Source organism: Psychrobacillus sp. Z3-81, from assembly GCF_056620325.1.
Genome location: NZ_JBWQPU010000016.1, coordinates 15635 through 32480 on the forward strand (window position 1 = coordinate 15635; position 16846 = coordinate 32480).

At 40.7% G+C, this 16846-nt stretch carries 18 protein-coding genes; all 18 read left to right on the top strand.

What is annotated here, in order from left to right; translation table 11 throughout:
- Positions 1 to 492: 492 nt before the first annotated feature.
- The 18 genes from AC1ECF_RS15000 (at position 493) to phoU (ending at position 16749) form a co-directional block, all read left to right on the top strand.
- The gene (locus tag AC1ECF_RS15000; RefSeq protein ID WP_480390238.1) at positions 493 to 702 is read left to right on the top strand and encodes a spore coat protein; all 210 of its coding nucleotides are present in this window, start codon (positions 493 to 495) and stop codon (positions 700 to 702) included.
- Positions 703 to 713: 11 nt separating this feature from the next.
- Complete coding sequence (locus AC1ECF_RS15005) at positions 714 to 1079, top strand: spore coat protein (RefSeq protein WP_480390239.1); 366 nt, start codon at positions 714 to 716, stop codon at positions 1077 to 1079.
- A gap of 18 nt (positions 1080 to 1097) precedes the next feature.
- Positions 1098 to 2234, top strand: a complete 1137-nt coding sequence (locus AC1ECF_RS15010; protein ID WP_480390240.1) for a zinc-dependent alcohol dehydrogenase — start codon at positions 1098 to 1100, stop codon at positions 2232 to 2234.
- 759 nt (positions 2235 to 2993) lie between these two features.
- Positions 2994 to 4607 (top strand): SWIM zinc finger family protein, encoded by a 1614-nt coding sequence (locus AC1ECF_RS15015; RefSeq protein WP_480390241.1) that lies wholly within the window; start codon positions 2994 to 2996, stop codon positions 4605 to 4607.
- 210 nt (positions 4608 to 4817) lie between these two features.
- Entirely contained in the window at positions 4818 to 6422 is a 1605-nt protein-coding gene (locus AC1ECF_RS15020) for a T7SS effector LXG polymorphic toxin (protein ID WP_480390242.1), read from the top strand.
- Between the two features lie 31 nt (positions 6423 to 6453).
- The gene (locus tag AC1ECF_RS15025) at positions 6454 to 6984 is read left to right on the top strand and encodes an SMI1/KNR4 family protein (protein ID WP_480390243.1); all 531 of its coding nucleotides are present in this window, start codon (positions 6454 to 6456) and stop codon (positions 6982 to 6984) included.
- 223 nt (positions 6985 to 7207) lie between these two features.
- Positions 7208 to 7459: a hypothetical protein gene (locus tag AC1ECF_RS15030; protein ID WP_480390244.1), complete on the top strand. Its 252-nt coding sequence runs from the start codon at positions 7208 to 7210 to the stop codon at positions 7457 to 7459.
- 36 nt (positions 7460 to 7495) lie between these two features.
- A complete protein-coding gene (locus AC1ECF_RS15035; protein WP_480390284.1) occupies positions 7496 to 7846 on the top strand; it encodes an immunity 22 family protein in 351 nt (116 codons plus the stop codon).
- A 179-nt stretch (positions 7847 to 8025) separates the two neighbouring features.
- Positions 8026 to 8340 carry a hypothetical protein gene (locus AC1ECF_RS15040; protein ID WP_480390245.1) on the top strand — a complete coding sequence of 105 codons (315 nt, stop codon included), beginning with the start codon at positions 8026 to 8028 and terminating at the stop codon, positions 8338 to 8340.
- A gap of 186 nt (positions 8341 to 8526) precedes the next feature.
- A complete protein-coding gene (locus AC1ECF_RS15045; RefSeq protein WP_480390246.1) occupies positions 8527 to 9351 on the top strand; it encodes an alpha/beta fold hydrolase in 825 nt (274 codons plus the stop codon).
- Between the two features lie 163 nt (positions 9352 to 9514).
- The gene (locus tag AC1ECF_RS15050; RefSeq protein ID WP_480390247.1) at positions 9515 to 10444 is read left to right on the top strand and encodes an acetamidase/formamidase family protein; all 930 of its coding nucleotides are present in this window, start codon (positions 9515 to 9517) and stop codon (positions 10442 to 10444) included.
- Between the two features lie 180 nt (positions 10445 to 10624).
- A complete protein-coding gene (locus AC1ECF_RS15055) occupies positions 10625 to 11188 on the top strand; it encodes a histidine phosphatase family protein (protein WP_480390248.1) in 564 nt (187 codons plus the stop codon).
- An 87-nt stretch (positions 11189 to 11275) separates the two neighbouring features.
- Entirely contained in the window at positions 11276 to 12211 is a 936-nt protein-coding gene (locus AC1ECF_RS15060) for an acetamidase/formamidase family protein (protein WP_480390249.1), read from the top strand.
- A gap of 466 nt (positions 12212 to 12677) precedes the next feature.
- Positions 12678 to 13508: a phosphate ABC transporter substrate-binding protein gene (locus AC1ECF_RS15065; protein ID WP_480390250.1), complete on the top strand. Its 831-nt coding sequence runs from the start codon at positions 12678 to 12680 to the stop codon at positions 13506 to 13508.
- A gap of 11 nt (positions 13509 to 13519) precedes the next feature.
- On the top strand, positions 13520 to 14437 hold the full coding sequence (pstC, locus tag AC1ECF_RS15070) for a phosphate ABC transporter permease subunit PstC (RefSeq protein WP_480390251.1): 918 nt from the start codon (positions 13520 to 13522) through the stop codon (positions 14435 to 14437).
- The gene (gene pstA / locus AC1ECF_RS15075) at positions 14437 to 15261 is read left to right on the top strand and encodes a phosphate ABC transporter permease PstA (RefSeq protein WP_480390252.1); all 825 of its coding nucleotides are present in this window, start codon (positions 14437 to 14439) and stop codon (positions 15259 to 15261) included. Before pstC ends, pstA begins: the two co-directional genes overlap by 1 nt.
- 27 nt (positions 15262 to 15288) lie before the next feature.
- Positions 15289 to 16077 carry a phosphate ABC transporter ATP-binding protein PstB gene (gene pstB / locus AC1ECF_RS15080; protein WP_480390285.1) on the top strand — a complete coding sequence of 263 codons (789 nt, stop codon included), beginning with the start codon at positions 15289 to 15291 and terminating at the stop codon, positions 16075 to 16077.
- Positions 16078 to 16092: 15 nt separating this feature from the next.
- Positions 16093 to 16749 carry a phosphate signaling complex protein PhoU gene (gene phoU, locus AC1ECF_RS15085; RefSeq protein WP_480390253.1) on the top strand — a complete coding sequence of 219 codons (657 nt, stop codon included), beginning with the start codon at positions 16093 to 16095 and terminating at the stop codon, positions 16747 to 16749.
- Positions 16750 to 16846 lie beyond the last annotated feature (97 nt).

A 16846-nucleotide genomic window follows, 5' to 3' on the forward strand; every position in this document is an offset into this window, starting at 1 on the left:
AGTGGAGATTCTAGAGCTCCCGAACAATTAGTCGGTGGCTATTTACGAATAGTCGCTCTCGGAGGTGGTTTAGTCGCTTTCAGTTAGGCGTTAGTCACTTTCATGACTAGTTTAGTCGCTTTCATCTTAGAATTAGTCACTTTCGTAACTAGTTTAGTCACTTATCGGAAATTAACTGGGAAAAGTTAGCTCAATTCAGTCAGTCGCTCTAGTATCCATATTAGTAGCCTTTATTGAAGGCTGGATTTTTATTTTCTGTCAAAGTTTACCGTATTCTTTTTCCTCTTGGTGTTTTCTTTGGTTTCATTTTACGCTCGGTTGCATTCGCCCTACGCTCAGACCATGCCTCTATCATTCCGAACAGTAGATCTATAATCCACATTCAACCTCCTCCTTTAGCATACATACGAATCTACGAGTAGAAGGATTCACTAATTGAATAGTTTCATTTTCGAAAGGGTAGCCTTTGAATGAGATAGAGGAGGTGGACGCATGTTTGAAAAGAAACTGGCATTGCATGAAATGATGGAATTTCACGAGGTCATCAATTTTATGACGTTAAGTCTATTGAAATCCAAGCTTTCCCAAGGGGTTGTGTTTGATCAAGATCTTAGAGAATTGCTTGATAAGAATGTGAAACTGACTACCCCTGCTTTAGAAGCGATGCTTAAATTATACCGGAAAACGGAGCTTGAATATTAGGAGGAGTAAGTATGAGCACCATGGATTATTTAGATCCAATGAATTCTGTTGGCATGCCAGAATTGACCGATGCGGGGGTTGCGATGGAGTTTTTAATTACCACGAAAACAGGAATTCGTAACCTTTCCATAGCGTTAACCGAGACAGCTTCACCTGTTATGCGAAAGCTGATTCAAGCTCAGTTAAACGTCATGATTGAGTTGTATTCGGATATTGCCGATTTGATGGTAAAAAAAGAATGGTTAAAGCCGTACGATTTAGAAGGTCAAAAGGTTTTGGACCTTCGTTCAGCGGAAAATGCCATTTTCATCGCCAAGCTAGACCTGTTTCCTGAAAACATGAATCGAAAAGGTTTATTCCCAAGCCCACCAAAATAAAAAAAGGAGGTGACAGTCATGAAGGCAGTCACATATCAAGGAATGAAAAACGTGGAAGTGAAAAAGGTAGACGACCCGAAAATAAAGAAAGCCGATGATATCGTTATACGTGTTACATCTACTGCAATATGTGGATCAGATTTGCATCTACTCCACGGGATGATTCCTAACTTAGAAAAAGGCTATGTTATCGGGCATGAGCCGATGGGAGTTGTAGAGGAAGTTGGAAAGGGTGTCACGAAGGTCAAAGCTGGAGACCGCGTCATCATTCCGTTTAATATTGCTTGCGGTACTTGTTGGTATTGTACGCATGAGTTAGAGAGTCAATGCGATCATTCTAATAAAAACGGAGAGATGGGAGCCTATTTCGGATATTCCGATACAGCCGGTGGATTCCCTGGAGGACAAGCCGAATATCTGCGTGTCCCGTACGCCAACTTTACTCCATTTATTATTCCGAAAGAATCTGAAGTACCCGATGAAAAACTCACCTTGTTAGCGGATGTCATGCCAACTGCTTACTGGAGTGTGGACAATGCAGGAGTGAAAAGCGGGGATACGGTGGTTGTCATTGGGTGTGGTCCTGTTGGTTTAATGGCCCAAAAGTTTGCTTGGCTAAAAGGGGCCAAGCGAGTGATTGCTGTTGACTACATTTCATATCGTCTCCAGCATGCCAAGAAGCATAACAAAGTGGAAATCGTGAACTTTGAATCGCACGACAACTGCGGAGAATATTTAAAGGAGATGACAAAAGGTGGGGCAGACGTTGTCATTGACTGTGTAGGTATGAGTGGCAAAATGACACCGATGGAATTTTTAGCTTCTGGATTGAAACTGCAGGGAGGGGCAATGGGTGGACTTGTCCTAGCTACACAGGCTGTCCGAAAAGGCGGTACCATCCAAGTTACCGGAGTCTATTCATCCAGATACAATGCATTCCCACTGGGAGATATCTTTCAGCGAAATGTTACCCTGAAAACAGGACAAGCTCCTGCAATCCACTACATGCCTTTCCTTTACAGCTTAATCGAACAAGGTAAAGTGGATCCAGGTGACATTGTGACGCATGTCCTCCCTCTAGAAGAAGCAAAACGAGGGTATGAAATTTTTGATACGAAGCAGGATGGCTGCATCAAAGTAATATTAAAACCATGAGGAAGGAGCTGGGGAACACCTAGCTTCTTTTTTTGTTGAGTAATCAAAACTGTTAACTAGCATCCCCCATGCTGGAAGTAACATTGGCAATGGGGCCACTTTTTGCTTGCAAAAAGTGGAGATTCTAGATTTCCTGACCGATTAGTCGGTGGCTTTTTATGAATAGTCGCTTTCGGAGGTGATTTAGTCGCTCTCAGAGATCCATTAGTCACTTTCACGCCTAGTTTAGTCGCTTTTATCTCACCATTAGTCGCCCTCGCAGCTAGTTTAGTCACTTATCGGAAATTTACTGGAAATTATATGATGAGAAAGCAAACACTATTGCTATAGCAGATCCCTATTTTAATCTGGAATGGGCATTGCTACTCCTCTAGCATCTCCCGCCGATAGAAGTGACATCGGCAATGGGCCACTTTTTGCTTGCAAAAAGTGGAGATTCTCGAGCTCCTGGACGATGAGTAGATGGCTTTTTAAGAATAGTCGCTTTCGGAGATGATTTAGTCGCTCTCAGAGATCCATTAGTCACTTTCACGAGTAGTTTAGTCACTTTCATCCCAGCGTTAGTCACTTTCACAGCTAATTTAGCCACTTATCGGAAATTTACTGGAAATAGTAGAGCGCAAATATTCCCAATGGAAGTGCCTTTGGTAAAGTAACTACATACCCCTAAAAATAGCCTTCTCCCCACTAATAATCTACTCCTACTAGCTTATAGAGAACTGGTATAATAATGAAAAAAAAGAACGTGGGTGAGCAAACATGGATATAAACAAGCTACAAGAGAGCATCGATCCGAAGATTTGGAAGCGGGGCTATGATTACTACTTGGAGGAGAATGTGAGGGAGTGCTTCAAAGAGGATAATCAGACTTATCATTTCATCGTGGAGGGAACGGATGATTATGAAGTGACCGTTACGTTAGGTGATGATGGGGAAGTTATTGATTCTACTTGTGATTGTCCTTATGAGATGGGGCCGGTTTGCAAGCATGAGGTGGCAGCCTATTTTAAGCTTCAAGAAATGGATCCGCAGGAGAAAGAGAAAATGCCTCCTTTAAAGGATTTATTGAACCAATTAACAAAAGAAGAACTAGTAGAGCTTATTTATAAGCAGGCAATGAAAGATAAAACCTTTGCTGCACAATTAACGAAACCGAAGGCTACGAAAAATGAATTAAAGAAGCAAATTACTGCTGTCGTGAAAAACTATAATAGAAGGAACCGCTTTTTAAGCTACCGAGAAGTAAATGATTTTGTAACCGATATGATGGAGGTTCTATATCAAATTAGGGAAGTGAAGAACGTCTTAGAGGGACTAGACTTAGAGTTGTATGCCCTCCAGAAGGGAGTGGAAGCCTTTCAGTATGCAGATGACTCCGGGGGAGATGTTGGTTATTTAGTTAAATCGATACTTTCTCAAATAAAAGGCAGAGTCGTGGAAAGTCTAGATTTAGCGTTAAAAGATAAGACAACAATTTTGAATAAGCTGATGAAATTTAGTGAGCATGCTTGTTTGGACGGTTGGGAGAATTTTCAGCTAGATCTCTTAGAAATTTGCTTGGTTTATGTAGATGATCAAACCCTTGCGAACCAATTTAGAGAGAAGCTAGAGGCACTATTAGACAATAAAGAGGTGGATCGTTATTATCATGGTCAGATTCTGGAACTGTTGTGGAGGATAAAAGTGATTCATGGAGCGGAGCAGGAAAAAGAAGTCTTTATTCAGCAGCATATACATCTCTCCTTCTTCCGTCAGCTTTTAATTGACCAGAACCTAGAAAAGAAGAACTACGAAAAAGTTCTCGAATTAGCATTGGAAGGGGAAAAGCAAGATCAGCAATTGTGGGGCTTAGTGGATCAGTGGAAAAAGAACCGATATCTTGCTTATAAAGGTTTAGCGCAAAAAGAACAGCAGGTACAGCTTGCAAGAGAGCTGCTCATTTCAGGTGATTTTGAATATTATCAGGAACTGAAAGAATTAGTGCAAGATTGGCAGTCATTTTATCGAGGATTAATGGAGGAGATGCGAGGAGGAAGAGGAATATATGCAGATACTGTATACGAAAAAATAATAGAAGAGGAAAATGACGTAAACGAGCTTTTATATTACGTAAAGAAAAACCCACTCATTGTAGAGAGATATGGGGAGAAACTGATAGACAGCTTTCCGGATGAAGTGATTTCGATCTATGAAACACATATTCAACGGGCTGCAGAATCTTCTAATAATAGAAAACAGTACAAGGTCGTATGCAAGATTTTAAAAAAATATAAACAAGTTGCAGGAGTCGAGAAACAGCAGGAGCTAATAAAAGATTTAAGTGTCCGCTATGCGAAGCGACCAGCTTTTCTAGAGGAAGTGAGAAAACTATAGATTTAGGATTTATTGGCTATATAAAACTATTCATAAAGTAATGTTTTAGACATCTTTCTTTATTATAAAAGAATCATTTTCTATTTATTTCCTTATTTAAACTTTACCTTTCCAACCAAAAATGGAATATTACAACTAATATTGTGTTGGTTGGGAGATGGGTAGTATGGTTTTTTATTATCAGCAATCGCATAAAAGGGTTCAACTCCGATGAGGGTGCTGGATGTTGATTTGTTGCAACAGGGGATACGGAGAAATATCGAGTGGATGGACAGGCTCGGTAAACAGGCGCTTGATATCCAGTGGAGTGTCGAGGGTTTGGTAGAAATGGATTCATCTTTCACGGGTGAAGGGGGAACTGCTATCAGGGAATACTATGCAGAATGCCACCTTCCATTCCTGCAGTTCTTTCAAGTTTTCACCGGTAGCTTCCAACAGATTCTTCGTCAAATGGATGATGCGCTGCATTCGCTAGAACCAGCCGTAAGTGGTCATATCCTAGAGGAGTTTTTAGCTGGTGAGCTGGAGCAGGGACTCACTCTTATTGGCAAACTAACAGAGGTCTTAACCGACGAGGCAAATCAAGTCATGGACATGGTCAGTGATATTGTTGCCTTACCTCATCTCGATGATGGTGCTGTTCAGGAGGGGATCCTGCAGTCCAAAAGAAAAAGGGATGATACAGTCGACCAACTCCAAGCATTTGATACAACGCAGACAGCTTCACTGCAAGTAGTGGAAAAGGATCTCCAGACCATGAAGGATTGGCTCGCAGGAATGGAGGGACTGTTCCAAAACGGACTGAATGGGATATCCTTTCAGGCAGGACATTGGAGGGGCAATCCCTCAAGAAATCAGCTGGTGTTGAACCTAGCCACGCGGGAATCGTCATTCCAGTCGACCACCTTGACCAAGGAGCTCTCGAACATGCTCACGATCTTCCTAAGCGGCATCTCTCCAATCCCCTTTGGACTTGGAGGGTTGATTCTTCCTGTCAAGGGATTTATGGGGCCGGGAATATTAGCTGCGGCGAATCAAAAGCTTGAGACTGGAACATCCAAAGAAGAGCTGGATGAGATCTATGCTGCACTGAAAGAGAAATATCCAGATCTGGCAGTTAATCACTCAGACGTGGAAAGGACTTATTCAACCGATGAAAGTATCACCTATGCCGGAAAGCGAAAGGTGCTGGGAGGCAATGGATCAGGAACGCCAGATGGTCTCGCATGGGTGACAATCGGTACCGTGAACTATTTCACAGAGGATATCGCTACCATCGTGAGTCCCGACGCGCGCTTGGATGAACGGCTCTTGGCAGCCGCCTTCACTTTCGTAAAACCACTCAAATATGTTGATGATGGAATAGAGATAGGGGAAACAGCAATAAAGGGCTTGAAAGCGAAGGATGTAGGGAAGGTAGAGTCTAAGGAATCTATAGATGATGTGAAGGTTGAAACTAAGGGTACTGGATATGATGGTGTTAGAATTATAAATAAGAAATATGCAGGACAAACATATAATCTAAGTGGTGATTTAGCTAAAAAGTACCCAAATGGTGTAAAATTTACAAATGATGGTTTTCCAGATTTTAGTCCTTATTCTAAAGCTAAAGTAAAGATAGATGGACTAAAAGGTAATACATCCAGTGATTTTATTGCTGCAAACAAGGCTATGGGATTAAAATCAACCCCTAGTGGTTACACATGGCACCACGTAGAAGATGGAAGAACGTTAATGTTAGTACCAACAGATATACATCAGGCTGTAAGACATACCGGTGGTGCGTCGTTGATAAGAAAAGGCTTGGCACCGTGATGTGTAAAAGATATTCGGAAGAGGTGTAATAATGATTGAGATAAAACCTAGCAATGTAAAGTTTAGTGAGAGAGATTTCAACAACTTTGAAAAAGAACTAGGGGTTAATTTGCAAAATGAATATAAAAAATTCCTAGAAAAAAATAATGGTGGTATACCTGAAATAAATATTGTTGAACTTCAAAATGAAGAAATAAAGTCATTTTCTGTAACTGATTTTTTTGGAGTAAATAATGTGAAAATCAATGATTTAAAGTCACAATATGAAACTTATAAAGAACGAATACCAAGTGGGAACATACCTATATGTAGAGTAGAGGGGGGCAATATAGTTTGTTTAAACATTGATAATGGTTTAATAAGTTTGTGGGACCATGATACGGAACTTATAAATGAGGATGTTTTGTCTACTAATTCTCTTTTAAAAGTTGCGAATAATTTTGAAGAGTTTTTAAGTCTTATGAAACCATATGACCATGAAGATGATTTAAATGATTACAAAGTTGAAGAGGTTTGGATTGACCCTGATTTCTTAAAAGAATTAAAAAATGATAAAGATTGATAGCAATACTTACAGGAAAAACCTTGATTGGCTAAATGCCTTTCAAGGTTTTATTTTAGGGTGGAGCTACCTAGTATGGAGGGAATCTTCCAAAATGACTGACGGAGATATCCTTTCAGGCAGGACATTGGAGGGCAATCCATCAAGAAGTCGGCTGGTATTGAACCTAGCCACGCGGGAGTCATCGTTCCAATCGACCATCTTGGCCAAGTAGCTCTCGAACATGCTCACGATTTTCCTAAGCGGCATATCTCCAATCCCCTTTGGACTTGACGGGTTGATTCTTCCTGCTATTGGTTTTATGGGACCGGGAATATTAGCTGTAGCCAATCAAAAGCTGGACACCGGGACATCCAACGAAGAGTTGGAAGAGATATATGCTGTACTGACAGATCGAGACGACTTAACAATTGGGCTGATTATTAGATTAGAGGGTGGAGCTTCGTCTTTACCACAAGGTCTAAGATTAAAATAGGAGGATACCATAATAGAAAAACAAGGATGGGTTTCAATTTGGTTAGGGAATATTAACGGTGCACACTCAATAGGAGAGTATGTTGATTTAATGTATGATGAGGATGGCGAGTCTGTCCCTTCCCAATTCTTTATCGATTTTAATATTGATATGGATGAAACAGATGAGGATACTATAGAAAAAGCGGTCTATAAGGATAGTAGTAGTGATATTTCAGTATTATTAGATGGCTGTTCGTATGAAGAAATTGTCATCCCAAAAATCCAGAAAAGTATAACCCTAAAGAAATCATATAATGCAGTAATTTTAATATATAATTTTGAATATAAAAATGAAAATAGTTCAACTGGTGGTTTTGATTTTATTGCTACTACAAATTATGAATGAATAAGATAACTATTAAAGGTTCTAATTAGTAAGCCTTCAGATAAAGAGATTGATATACCTGAGATATAATGTAATTTAAGTGAAACCTTGATTCGTAAGTGCCTTTGGGAATATTTGGATAAAGCAATCCGTGAGAATTGGTGGTCGTAATATAAAAGGTAAGTAGAGAGGGGAGTAGGATGATGAAGGGTGAATGGATACCTGTAAAAGAAATTCCAGATAATACTCCAATTTGGAGCGGATCAATAGTTAGGGTTTATGGAACTAACAATTGTAAAGAAGACTATTATGATTACATAGTTTCTTTTATATATGATAATAATGACTTCTTACAATTAACTTGTCTTGCACAAGGAGAAGGGGGAAATATCATATGTGTATTGCAAAGAGAACCAAATACTAATTATTCATTAGGGATAGAATTAAAAAGGATGATGGATGATGGTACAAACTTAGTGTTTGTTAATTTTTCTCCTAATTGTATTGTAAATTAATAACCTTTGAGTTGAATAGAGAGCTCCATATGAAACCCTGATTTGAATACAATTCTCCTGGACAAGCGGATGCTATCCAATTAACAATATTAGCTCTATATCAGATTACTCCCCCCACTACAGCAGGTCTTTTTCACCCCTCGCACGAATATACGTAGATAACACTACGTATGAGGAGGTATGATGATGTCCTATGTAGATGGTAAATATCTAGAGGTGGATTCAGGGGTCGAGTTATTTGTACAAGATGTTGGAGAAGGGGAGCCAATTGTGTTTATTCCAGGCTTCACGTTTACCACTGAGGTATTTTTTAATCAGGTTGAATTTTTTTCTAAAACAAACAGAGTAATTGTTTTCGATCCGAGAAGTCATGGGCGATCTACCAAGGCACTTCATGGGAATGACTATGTGACCCATGGTGCAGATTTAGCTGCTGTTTTACAAGCATTGGATGTAAAGAATCCTACACTTGTAGGATGGTCCTTTGGCTGTTTAACTGTTTGGGAGTATTTGAAGGAGCATGGGCTTGAACAGGTCAAATCTATTGTCCTTGTGGATATGCCACCCAAATCATTATCGGTACACGAGGGTGATTGGGTAGAGGGGGCTCTGGATGACATAGCGGGTATCTATAATAGCTATCTACGAAATTCGAGTGGTCAACGAGAGTTCATCACCAATTATATTACCAACGTTATGGTACAGAGAGAGCTTGAAAACGAGGAACTGGCATGGCTTGTGGAGCAGGCCTTAAAAACACCTTATTATATTGCGACCAACCTGTTTGCATCAGGAATGTTCTCGGATTATCGAGAAACAGCAAAGAAGGCGAGTCAGACTATCCCTTCCTTAACAGTTGTGGCTGAACATTGGGCAGAGACTGCCAGCAGCTATCTTCAGCAAGTAACCCCTGAATCGAGAATTGAGATTCTAGGTGGGCATATGATGTTTTGGGAGTATAGTGAAAAATTTAATGAGATTGTTTCGAGTTTCTTGAATGAGTTGGAATAGCGAAACGTTTAATTGGGTTCAGTATAGCGCTGAACTCTTTTTTATTGCTTGTTTTACATGGTATTAATTTCCTTCACAAACATTTAACTAGGTAAGTCTATTTTATTTATCTAAAATATGTTATTATTCTAATAATTTAGAAATTGTTTAGGGGGAAATAAAGATGACAGTAGAGACAGAGAAAGTGCATTATTTTCCGGAGGATGTTGTGCATTATGCTTGGGAGAAGAATGCGAAGCCGATTTTAACCATAGAGAGTGGGGACACGGTAGTTTTTAAGACAAGAGAGGTTACGGACAATCAGTTTTCTATAGAGTCTACTACTGAGTCCATTGCCAATTTGAACTGGGACAAGGTATATCCGCTTGCTGGGCCTGTGGCAATTGAAGGCGCAGAGCCAGGGGATACATTGGAAGTGGAGATTGTGAATTTAGAGACTGGTAGCTGGGGCTGGACGGCGATTTTGCCTGGGCTTGGATTGTTGCCGGAGGAGTTTCCAGATGCATACTTAAGAATCTTTGATTTGTCGGATGGTGAGTACATTCATTTCCGTGAGGATATCAAGGTTCCAATCGAGCCGTTTTTGGGGACGATGGGGGTTAGCCCGAAGAATGCAGATGGTCAGCCAATCATGCCACCAGGAGCCTTTGGTGGAAATATGGATATCCGTCAGCTGACAATCGGTACAAAGCTATATCTTCCTGTTCAGGTAGCTGGTGCTTTATTTAGCTGCGGTGACGCGCATGCAGCACAGGGGGATGGAGAGGTATGTGTATCTGCATTAGAATGCCCGATGACTGCAACGTTAAAGTTTCGTTTAATTAAAGGAAAAGAGATTCCGACTCCACAGTTTCAGACGAAGGGAGCATTGACTCCGAAGGTCGATCACAAGGGCTTCTATGGTACAACTGGCGTGGGACCTAATTTAATGAAGGCAGCTCAGGATGCACTTCGCTCCATGGTTCAGCATATCTCCGAAACATATGAGATGGAGCCAAAGGACGCATATTTACTTGCTAGTCTATGTGTAGACTTAAAGATTTCCGAAATTGTAGATGCTGGACAATATATTGTGAGTGGGTATTACCACTAGCTGTTTTTGATGAAAAATAAGTTGGAAGGACGGCTGCTGTGTAAAATGAAAGATAATGTATGTTTTTATTAGTAGAAATGAACCTTATCTTTCCTGTCAACCATTAGTGCATCGCTAAAATTCAGTGGTGTACTTTTTTGTTTTTGGTAACAGGGGGGAAATAGTAGGAGGCTGCTAATCATGAATACTAACATTTATATGGTAAGACACGCAAAGTCACCATTTATACTTGGTCAAGAGCTTTCGAGAAACCTATCTCAACAGGGTATGATAGATGCAAAAAAAGTGACGGACATCATGAATAATAAGAAAATCGATGTAATTGTTTCAAGCCCGTATAAGAGAGCAATCCAAACTATTAAAGGGATTGCGAATGCGAATGATATGGAAATAAAGGTGTATGAAGAGTTAAGGGAAAGGCATTTAGGCGATGATGAAATGACAGAAGAAGAGATTCAGCAGGCAATAAAGGCTTCCTATGAGGATATCGATTTTTCCTTCACTGGTGGAGAGTCGATTAGAGATGTACAAAATAGAGCCATTCCTGTAATCAAACATCTTCTAAATGAGTATCAGGCGAAGACGATCGTCATAGGAACTCACGGGAATGTGATGACCATTATAATGAATTATTTCAATCAAGAGTATGGATATGAGTTTTGGAAAAACACTTCGAAACCAGACATTTATAAATTGGACTTCTTAGGGGAAAACCTGCTGACGGTCGAAAGAATGTGGGAATAATCTTTTCAACTAACGAGATACAAGAGACGTCTTTTTTAGGTATTAATATGTTATTATTTGGATAATGAAGAGAGGGGAGAATAGGGGATGGGTGTGATTCATGAGTTATCAAAGGAGCAGGTGCATTTTAGGTGGGATAAGGATTTAAGCCCAGTCTTGACTATCGACAGTGGCGACACAGTTGTTTTTGAGACGAGAGATGTGGTGGACGATCAGTTTCAAATTCATTCACAGACAGAGGAAATTGATTTAATTGATGGAAAGCGGGTTTATCCGTTAGCTGGGCCAGTAGCGGTAAACGGTGCGGAGTCGGGTGATACGTTAGAGATAGAGATCGTGGAGCTGAAGACAGGAAGCTGGGGCTGGATGTATATTCTCCCGGAGCATGGCTTACTAGAAGAAGATTTTCCAGATGCCTATTTGAGGACGTTTGATCTGTCAGATGGCGAGTGCATACATTTTCGAGAGGATATCCGAGTACCGATTCAGCCATTCTTAGGAACAATGGGTGTTTGTCCGAAGGGGGCAAAGGATGCTCGTATTATGCCGCCTGGCAGTTTCGGAGGCAATATGGATATTCGACAGCTGACAATCGGAACGAAATTATATCTTCCTGTCCAGGAGGCGGGTGCTTTGTTTAGCTGCGGAGATGGGCATGCAGCACAAGGAGATGGAGAGGTTTGTGTAACTGCACTTGAATGTCCGATGACTGCGACGCTGAAGTTTCGATTAATCAAAGGGAAGGAGATCCCGTCTCCCCAGTTTTTGACGAAGGGCGCGCTTACTCCAAAGGTAGATCATAAAGGCTTTTATGGGACTACAGGGGTAGGACCGGATCTGATGATTGCTGCAAAGGATGCGGTTCGTGCGATGGTGTACCATATTGCAGAAACATATAAGATGGATCCGAAGGACGCTTATCTGTTAGCTAGTTTATGTGTAGACTTGAAAATCTCGGAGATTGTAGACGATGGCCAATATATTGTGAGTGCGTTGCTACCGCTCGCAGTGTTTAGTGTATAATGTTTGGATGATGGAAAGCCCGGCTTTTATGCTGGGCTTTTTTTGTTGTGTCTGTCCCTGTGTAAGACACAATTCAATGCGGGGCTATTTACTATGTTGGGTAGTGAGGATTTTCTGGGTGAAGAGTTCGGTGGTCGTGAGTTCAGAATTACAACATTATGCTTCGTTTTTACAACATAGCGGGTGATTTTTACAACATTATGTCTTACTTTTACAACATTTTCATGGCGGAATTTTAGAATTACAACATTATGCCTAATTTTTACAACATTCTCCGGAGCTCGGTGCACGGCAGTCCGGAGTCCCTGTTTGAGGCACAGTTCGGTGGAGAAGTTGTGTCTGTCCCTGTCTGAGACACAATTCATTAAAAGTTTACAAAAGCTTTACATTGGATTAATAGTAAATTAACTATTGAACTTTATGATAAAGGTAGATGAATAGAAAACTTTATGTTGGGGAGGTTCTCATGTTTTTAAAGAGATTTGGTCTGGGACTGACGTTTACGGTAGCACTTATGTTAGCAGGGTGTGGGGCAAACGCAAGTGATACAACAGCTAGTGGTAGTAGCAACACAATCTCCATTTCTGGGTCTACATCCGTGGGTCCGCTTGCGGAAAAGCTAGCGATGAAATATGAAGGAACAAATTCAGTGAATATAGAGGTAAACCAAATTGGTTCATCTGCAGGAATCGCCAATGCCACAAATGGGGTATCGGAGATCGGGATGAGCTCCCGTGATTTAAAAGAAGAGGAAGCAGCACAGTTAGAGGAAGTCATTATTGCGTATGACGGAATTGTCGTGGTGACGCATCCATCGAATCCAGTGAATGATCTTACATTGGAACAGGTGAAGCAAATCTTTACCGGTGAAGTGACGAACTGGAAAGAGCTAGGTGGAGAGGACTTAGAAATAGTCGTTGTCTCTCGTGAGGATGGCTCCGGGTCTCGAGATGCCTTTCAGGAAATCGTAGGGTATTCCTCTGGTGAGCTCATTCAAAATGCAATTGTAGCGAGTGGAAACGGTAATATTAAAACAACAGTTGCGATGAATAAGCATGCTGTTGGATTTATTTCCTTTGAGTATATAGATGAATCTATCCAACCATTGAAGATTAATGGGGTGGAGCCGACAGCTAAAAATGTTCTCGATCAACAGTATAGCCTTTCTCGTCCCTTCTTATTTGTCTACAAGGATGGACAGCTATCTGAAAACGGTCAAGAATTTATTGACTATATCTTAAGCGAGGATGGACAAGTAGTTGTTTCAGAAGCCGGTGCCATCCCAGTGCTTGAATAGGAGGACATGTCATGACGACTATTCCAGAATTGGAACAACAAAAGGTGGAAATGAAGAAGGCGAATAAACGCAAGTACTTTCTAGAAGGCTTGTCTGCAAAGGTTTTTCTAGGATGTGCGCTCCTATCTGTTGTGAGCTTGGCTTTGATTATCGCCTTCGTTTTTTATAAGGGGTCTTACCCATTTGTCGCTGAGGGCTATAGCTTTATGGATTTCCTTTTTGGGACAGAGTGGGTGCCTAGTGAGAATAAATTCGGCATACTGCCAATGATCGTGGCTTCCCTACTTGCAACATTAGGGGCATTAATCATAGGTGTGCCGGTTGGATTATTTACAGCAATCTTCTTAGCAGAAATTGCACCTAAAAGGATGGCAAAGATTGTTTCTCCAGCAATTCAGCTTTTAGCAGGAATTCCATCCGTGTTATACGGGGTATTTGGATTAGCGATTATTGTACCTTTTCTACAAAATAATTTAGGGCTGGCAAGAGGACAGAGTCTACTAGCAGTTATTCTCGTGCTAGCAATCATGATGTTACCGACAATTGTAACAGTTGCAGAAACAGCGATTCGTGCAGTGCCTAAGACGTATCGTGAGGGCTCTCTAGCACTTGGTGCCTCTCAAATAGAAACGATATTTAAGGTGGTTGTTCCAGCTGCTAAGTCTGGAATTATGGCTGCAATTGTTCTAGGTCTAGGTCGAGCAATTGGTGAGACAATGGCAGTTATTCTGGTTGCAGGTAATAGCTTGATTATCCCAACTAGCCTGACGGATAGTGTTCGTCCATTAACTACGAACATTGCGTTAGAGATGGGATATGCATCAGGTACGCATCAGGGAATGCTGTTTGCGACAGGTATCGTGTTATTCTCCTTTATTCTAATATTAAACTTTGTTTTAGCGAAAATTTCTTCTAGAGGTGCCAACTAATGAGAAAAACAAAAGACAATATATTTCGTGGGCTGCTCTGGGGCGCTGCTTTCTTGTCTGTAGCGGTGCTAGTCGTGATCGTTGGCTTTATCTTTTATAAAGGCTTCCGACTAATCAATTTTGAGTTCATCTTTGGTGACTATTCCCCATCTGGTGGCGGAGGAATTTGGCCGATGATCGTGACAACGATTTATTCGATTCTTATTTCATTAGCCATTGCAACTCCAATTGGTATTTTGGCAGCTGTATATTTACAGGAATATGCGAAGCAGGGACGTCTGGTTAAGATGATTCGCTTTGCGACGGAAAGTTTAACAGGGATTCCTTCTATTATATATGGACTATTTGGAGCAGTATTCTTTGTAGCGACATTGAAGCTAGGAATGTCCATCATTGCTGCATCCCTTACGTTAACGATTATCGTTCTTCCGGTAATTATCCGTACAACGGAAGAGGCGCTTAAGACTGTGCCTAATGCCTACCGAGAGGGCTCATTGGCACTTGGGACTACAAAGCTGCAAACATTGTTCAAGGTTATCCTGCCAAGTGCAATGCCAGGTATTCTATCAGGAATTATTCTTTCGATGGGACGTATTGTCGGAGAATCTGCAGCAATTTTCTTAACTGCAGGGACGGTTGCAGCGATGCCAGAAAGCATATTCTCTTCAGCTAGAACGTTAACCGTTCATTCTTACCTAGTCACACAGGAAACTGGTGATATTGAGCTTGCTGCGGCAATCGGTATTGTGTTGATTGTTATTATCCTATTACTAAATGTAACTGCTACTTTCATTTCCAAGAAATTTAACAAGGCTGACTATTAATTGGAGGGAACTCATATGATAACCATGATGGAAAGAACGGAAGAGACAATGACTACTGCCAAGGTTGAAGGGAAGATTCAGGTATCCAATCTAAATCTGTTCTACGGAGAAAAGCAAGCGTTGTTTGATGTTTCTCTAGATATACAAGAGAGAGAAGTAACAGCATTAATAGGGCCTTCTGGATGTGGGAAATCAACCTTCTTGCGTACACTGAATAGAATGAATGATTTGATAGATGGTGTGAAGATTAACGGGAAAATTGTCATTGATCATGAAGATATTTATGAGAGCCAGGATGTGATTAAGCTTCGCACAAAGGTAGGGATGGTATTTCAAAAGCCAAACCTGTTTCCAATGAGTATTTACGATAATGTTGCCTATGGACCTCGTATGCAAGGAATTAAAAATAAAAAAATGCTGGACGAGATTGTAGAGGAAAGTCTGAGAGGAGCGGCAATCTGGGATGAAGTAAAGGATCGCTTGAAATCCTCTGCATTAGGACTTTCTGGTGGGCAGCAACAACGTGTTTGTATTGCTCGTGCCATTGCAATGAAACCTGAGATTATCTTAATGGATGAGCCTACCTCTGCACTGGATCCAATTTCTACACTTAAAGTGGAGGAGCTAATTGCTCAAATGAAGAAGGATTATACGATTGTAATCGTAACGCATAATATGCAGCAGGCAGCTAGAATTTCTGATAAAACTGCCTTCTTCTTAAATGGTGAAGTGATTGAGTATGACCAAACAAATATAATTTTTTCTACACCACGTGATTCTCGTACGGAAGATTATGTGACAGGCAGATTTGGATGATAGGGGGCACGGATAATGATTCGTGAGAGCTTTGAAAAAAACATGCAGGATTTAGAAGATAAGTTAGCAGAAATGGTTCATCTCACAGATGAGGTGATTGTACAGGCTTATGATGCTCTTAAAACGCAAGACTTGGATGGAGCGATCAAGGTTATCGAAAAGGATAACACAATCGATGAGTTAGAAAAGGAAATTAATCAGATGGCCATTTGGTTAATGGCAAAGGAGCAACCTGTTGCAAGAGACTTACGAAGAATTATAGGGATTGTCAAAATCTCTAGCGACATCGAACGAATTGCAGATTATGCGATTAATATGGCGAAATCTACTATTGTGATTGGAGAAAGAGAAAGTCTATTATATCTAACCGAGCTAGAGCCAATGAAGGATATCTCTCTTGAAATGCTGCATAAGTCACTAGAGGCATTTGTAAAGGAGGACATTGCGCTAGCTAAAGAGGTTGGAGAACTGGATGACCAGGTGGATAAGCATAGGAGGGAAAACTATGAGAGGCTGACTTCCTATTTAAGTGAGCACCCAGAGGAAACGAATCAGCTTGTTCAGCTCTTATTCATTAATCGTTTTCTTGAGCGCACAGCGGACCATATTACGAATGTAGCTGAAAGTGCAGCCTATCTCATTAAAGGGAAGATGTATGATTTAAATATCTAATAAAAGTTAGGCAGAAATGTTGGATATCCAGCATTTCTGCTTTTTTTAATTCTCTAGACTGATCCAGTTATCGTTTTTAATTGTCCAGGCAAAGCAA

Excerpts from the sequence above, each read along its gene's own strand:
- AC1ECF_RS15025 (WP_480390243.1), top strand. The coding sequence starts at position 6,454 with ATGATTGAGATAAAACCTAGCAATGTAAAGTTTAGTGAGAGAGATTTC.
- AC1ECF_RS15015 (WP_480390241.1), top strand. The coding sequence starts at position 2,994 with ATGGATATAAACAAGCTACAAGAGAGCATCGATCCGAAGATTTGGAAG.
- AC1ECF_RS15020 (WP_480390242.1), top strand. The coding sequence starts at position 4,818 with ATGAGGGTGCTGGATGTTGATTTGTTGCAACAGGGGATACGGAGAAAT.
- AC1ECF_RS15030 (WP_480390244.1), top strand. The coding sequence starts at position 7,208 with ATGCTCACGATTTTCCTAAGCGGCATATCTCCAATCCCCTTTGGACTT.
- AC1ECF_RS15050 (WP_480390247.1), top strand. The coding sequence starts at position 9,515 with ATGACAGTAGAGACAGAGAAAGTGCATTATTTTCCGGAGGATGTTGTG.
- AC1ECF_RS15040 (WP_480390245.1), top strand. The coding sequence starts at position 8,026 with ATGATGAAGGGTGAATGGATACCTGTAAAAGAAATTCCAGATAATACT.
- pstC (WP_480390251.1), top strand. The coding sequence starts at position 13,520 with ATGACGACTATTCCAGAATTGGAACAACAAAAGGTGGAAATGAAGAAG.
- AC1ECF_RS15045 (WP_480390246.1), top strand. The coding sequence starts at position 8,527 with ATGTCCTATGTAGATGGTAAATATCTAGAGGTGGATTCAGGGGTCGAG.
- pstA (WP_480390252.1), top strand. The coding sequence starts at position 14,437 with ATGAGAAAAACAAAAGACAATATATTTCGTGGGCTGCTCTGGGGCGCT.
- phoU (WP_480390253.1), top strand. The coding sequence starts at position 16,093 with ATGATTCGTGAGAGCTTTGAAAAAAACATGCAGGATTTAGAAGATAAG.
- pstB (WP_480390285.1), top strand. The coding sequence starts at position 15,289 with ATGGAAAGAACGGAAGAGACAATGACTACTGCCAAGGTTGAAGGGAAG.
- AC1ECF_RS15060 (WP_480390249.1), top strand. The coding sequence starts at position 11,276 with ATGGGTGTGATTCATGAGTTATCAAAGGAGCAGGTGCATTTTAGGTGG.
- AC1ECF_RS15065 (WP_480390250.1), top strand. The coding sequence starts at position 12,678 with ATGTTTTTAAAGAGATTTGGTCTGGGACTGACGTTTACGGTAGCACTT.
- AC1ECF_RS15005 (WP_480390239.1), top strand. The coding sequence starts at position 714 with ATGAGCACCATGGATTATTTAGATCCAATGAATTCTGTTGGCATGCCA.
- AC1ECF_RS15010 (WP_480390240.1), top strand. The coding sequence starts at position 1,098 with ATGAAGGCAGTCACATATCAAGGAATGAAAAACGTGGAAGTGAAAAAG.
- AC1ECF_RS15055 (WP_480390248.1), top strand. The coding sequence starts at position 10,625 with ATGAATACTAACATTTATATGGTAAGACACGCAAAGTCACCATTTATA.
- AC1ECF_RS15000 (WP_480390238.1), top strand. The coding sequence starts at position 493 with ATGTTTGAAAAGAAACTGGCATTGCATGAAATGATGGAATTTCACGAG.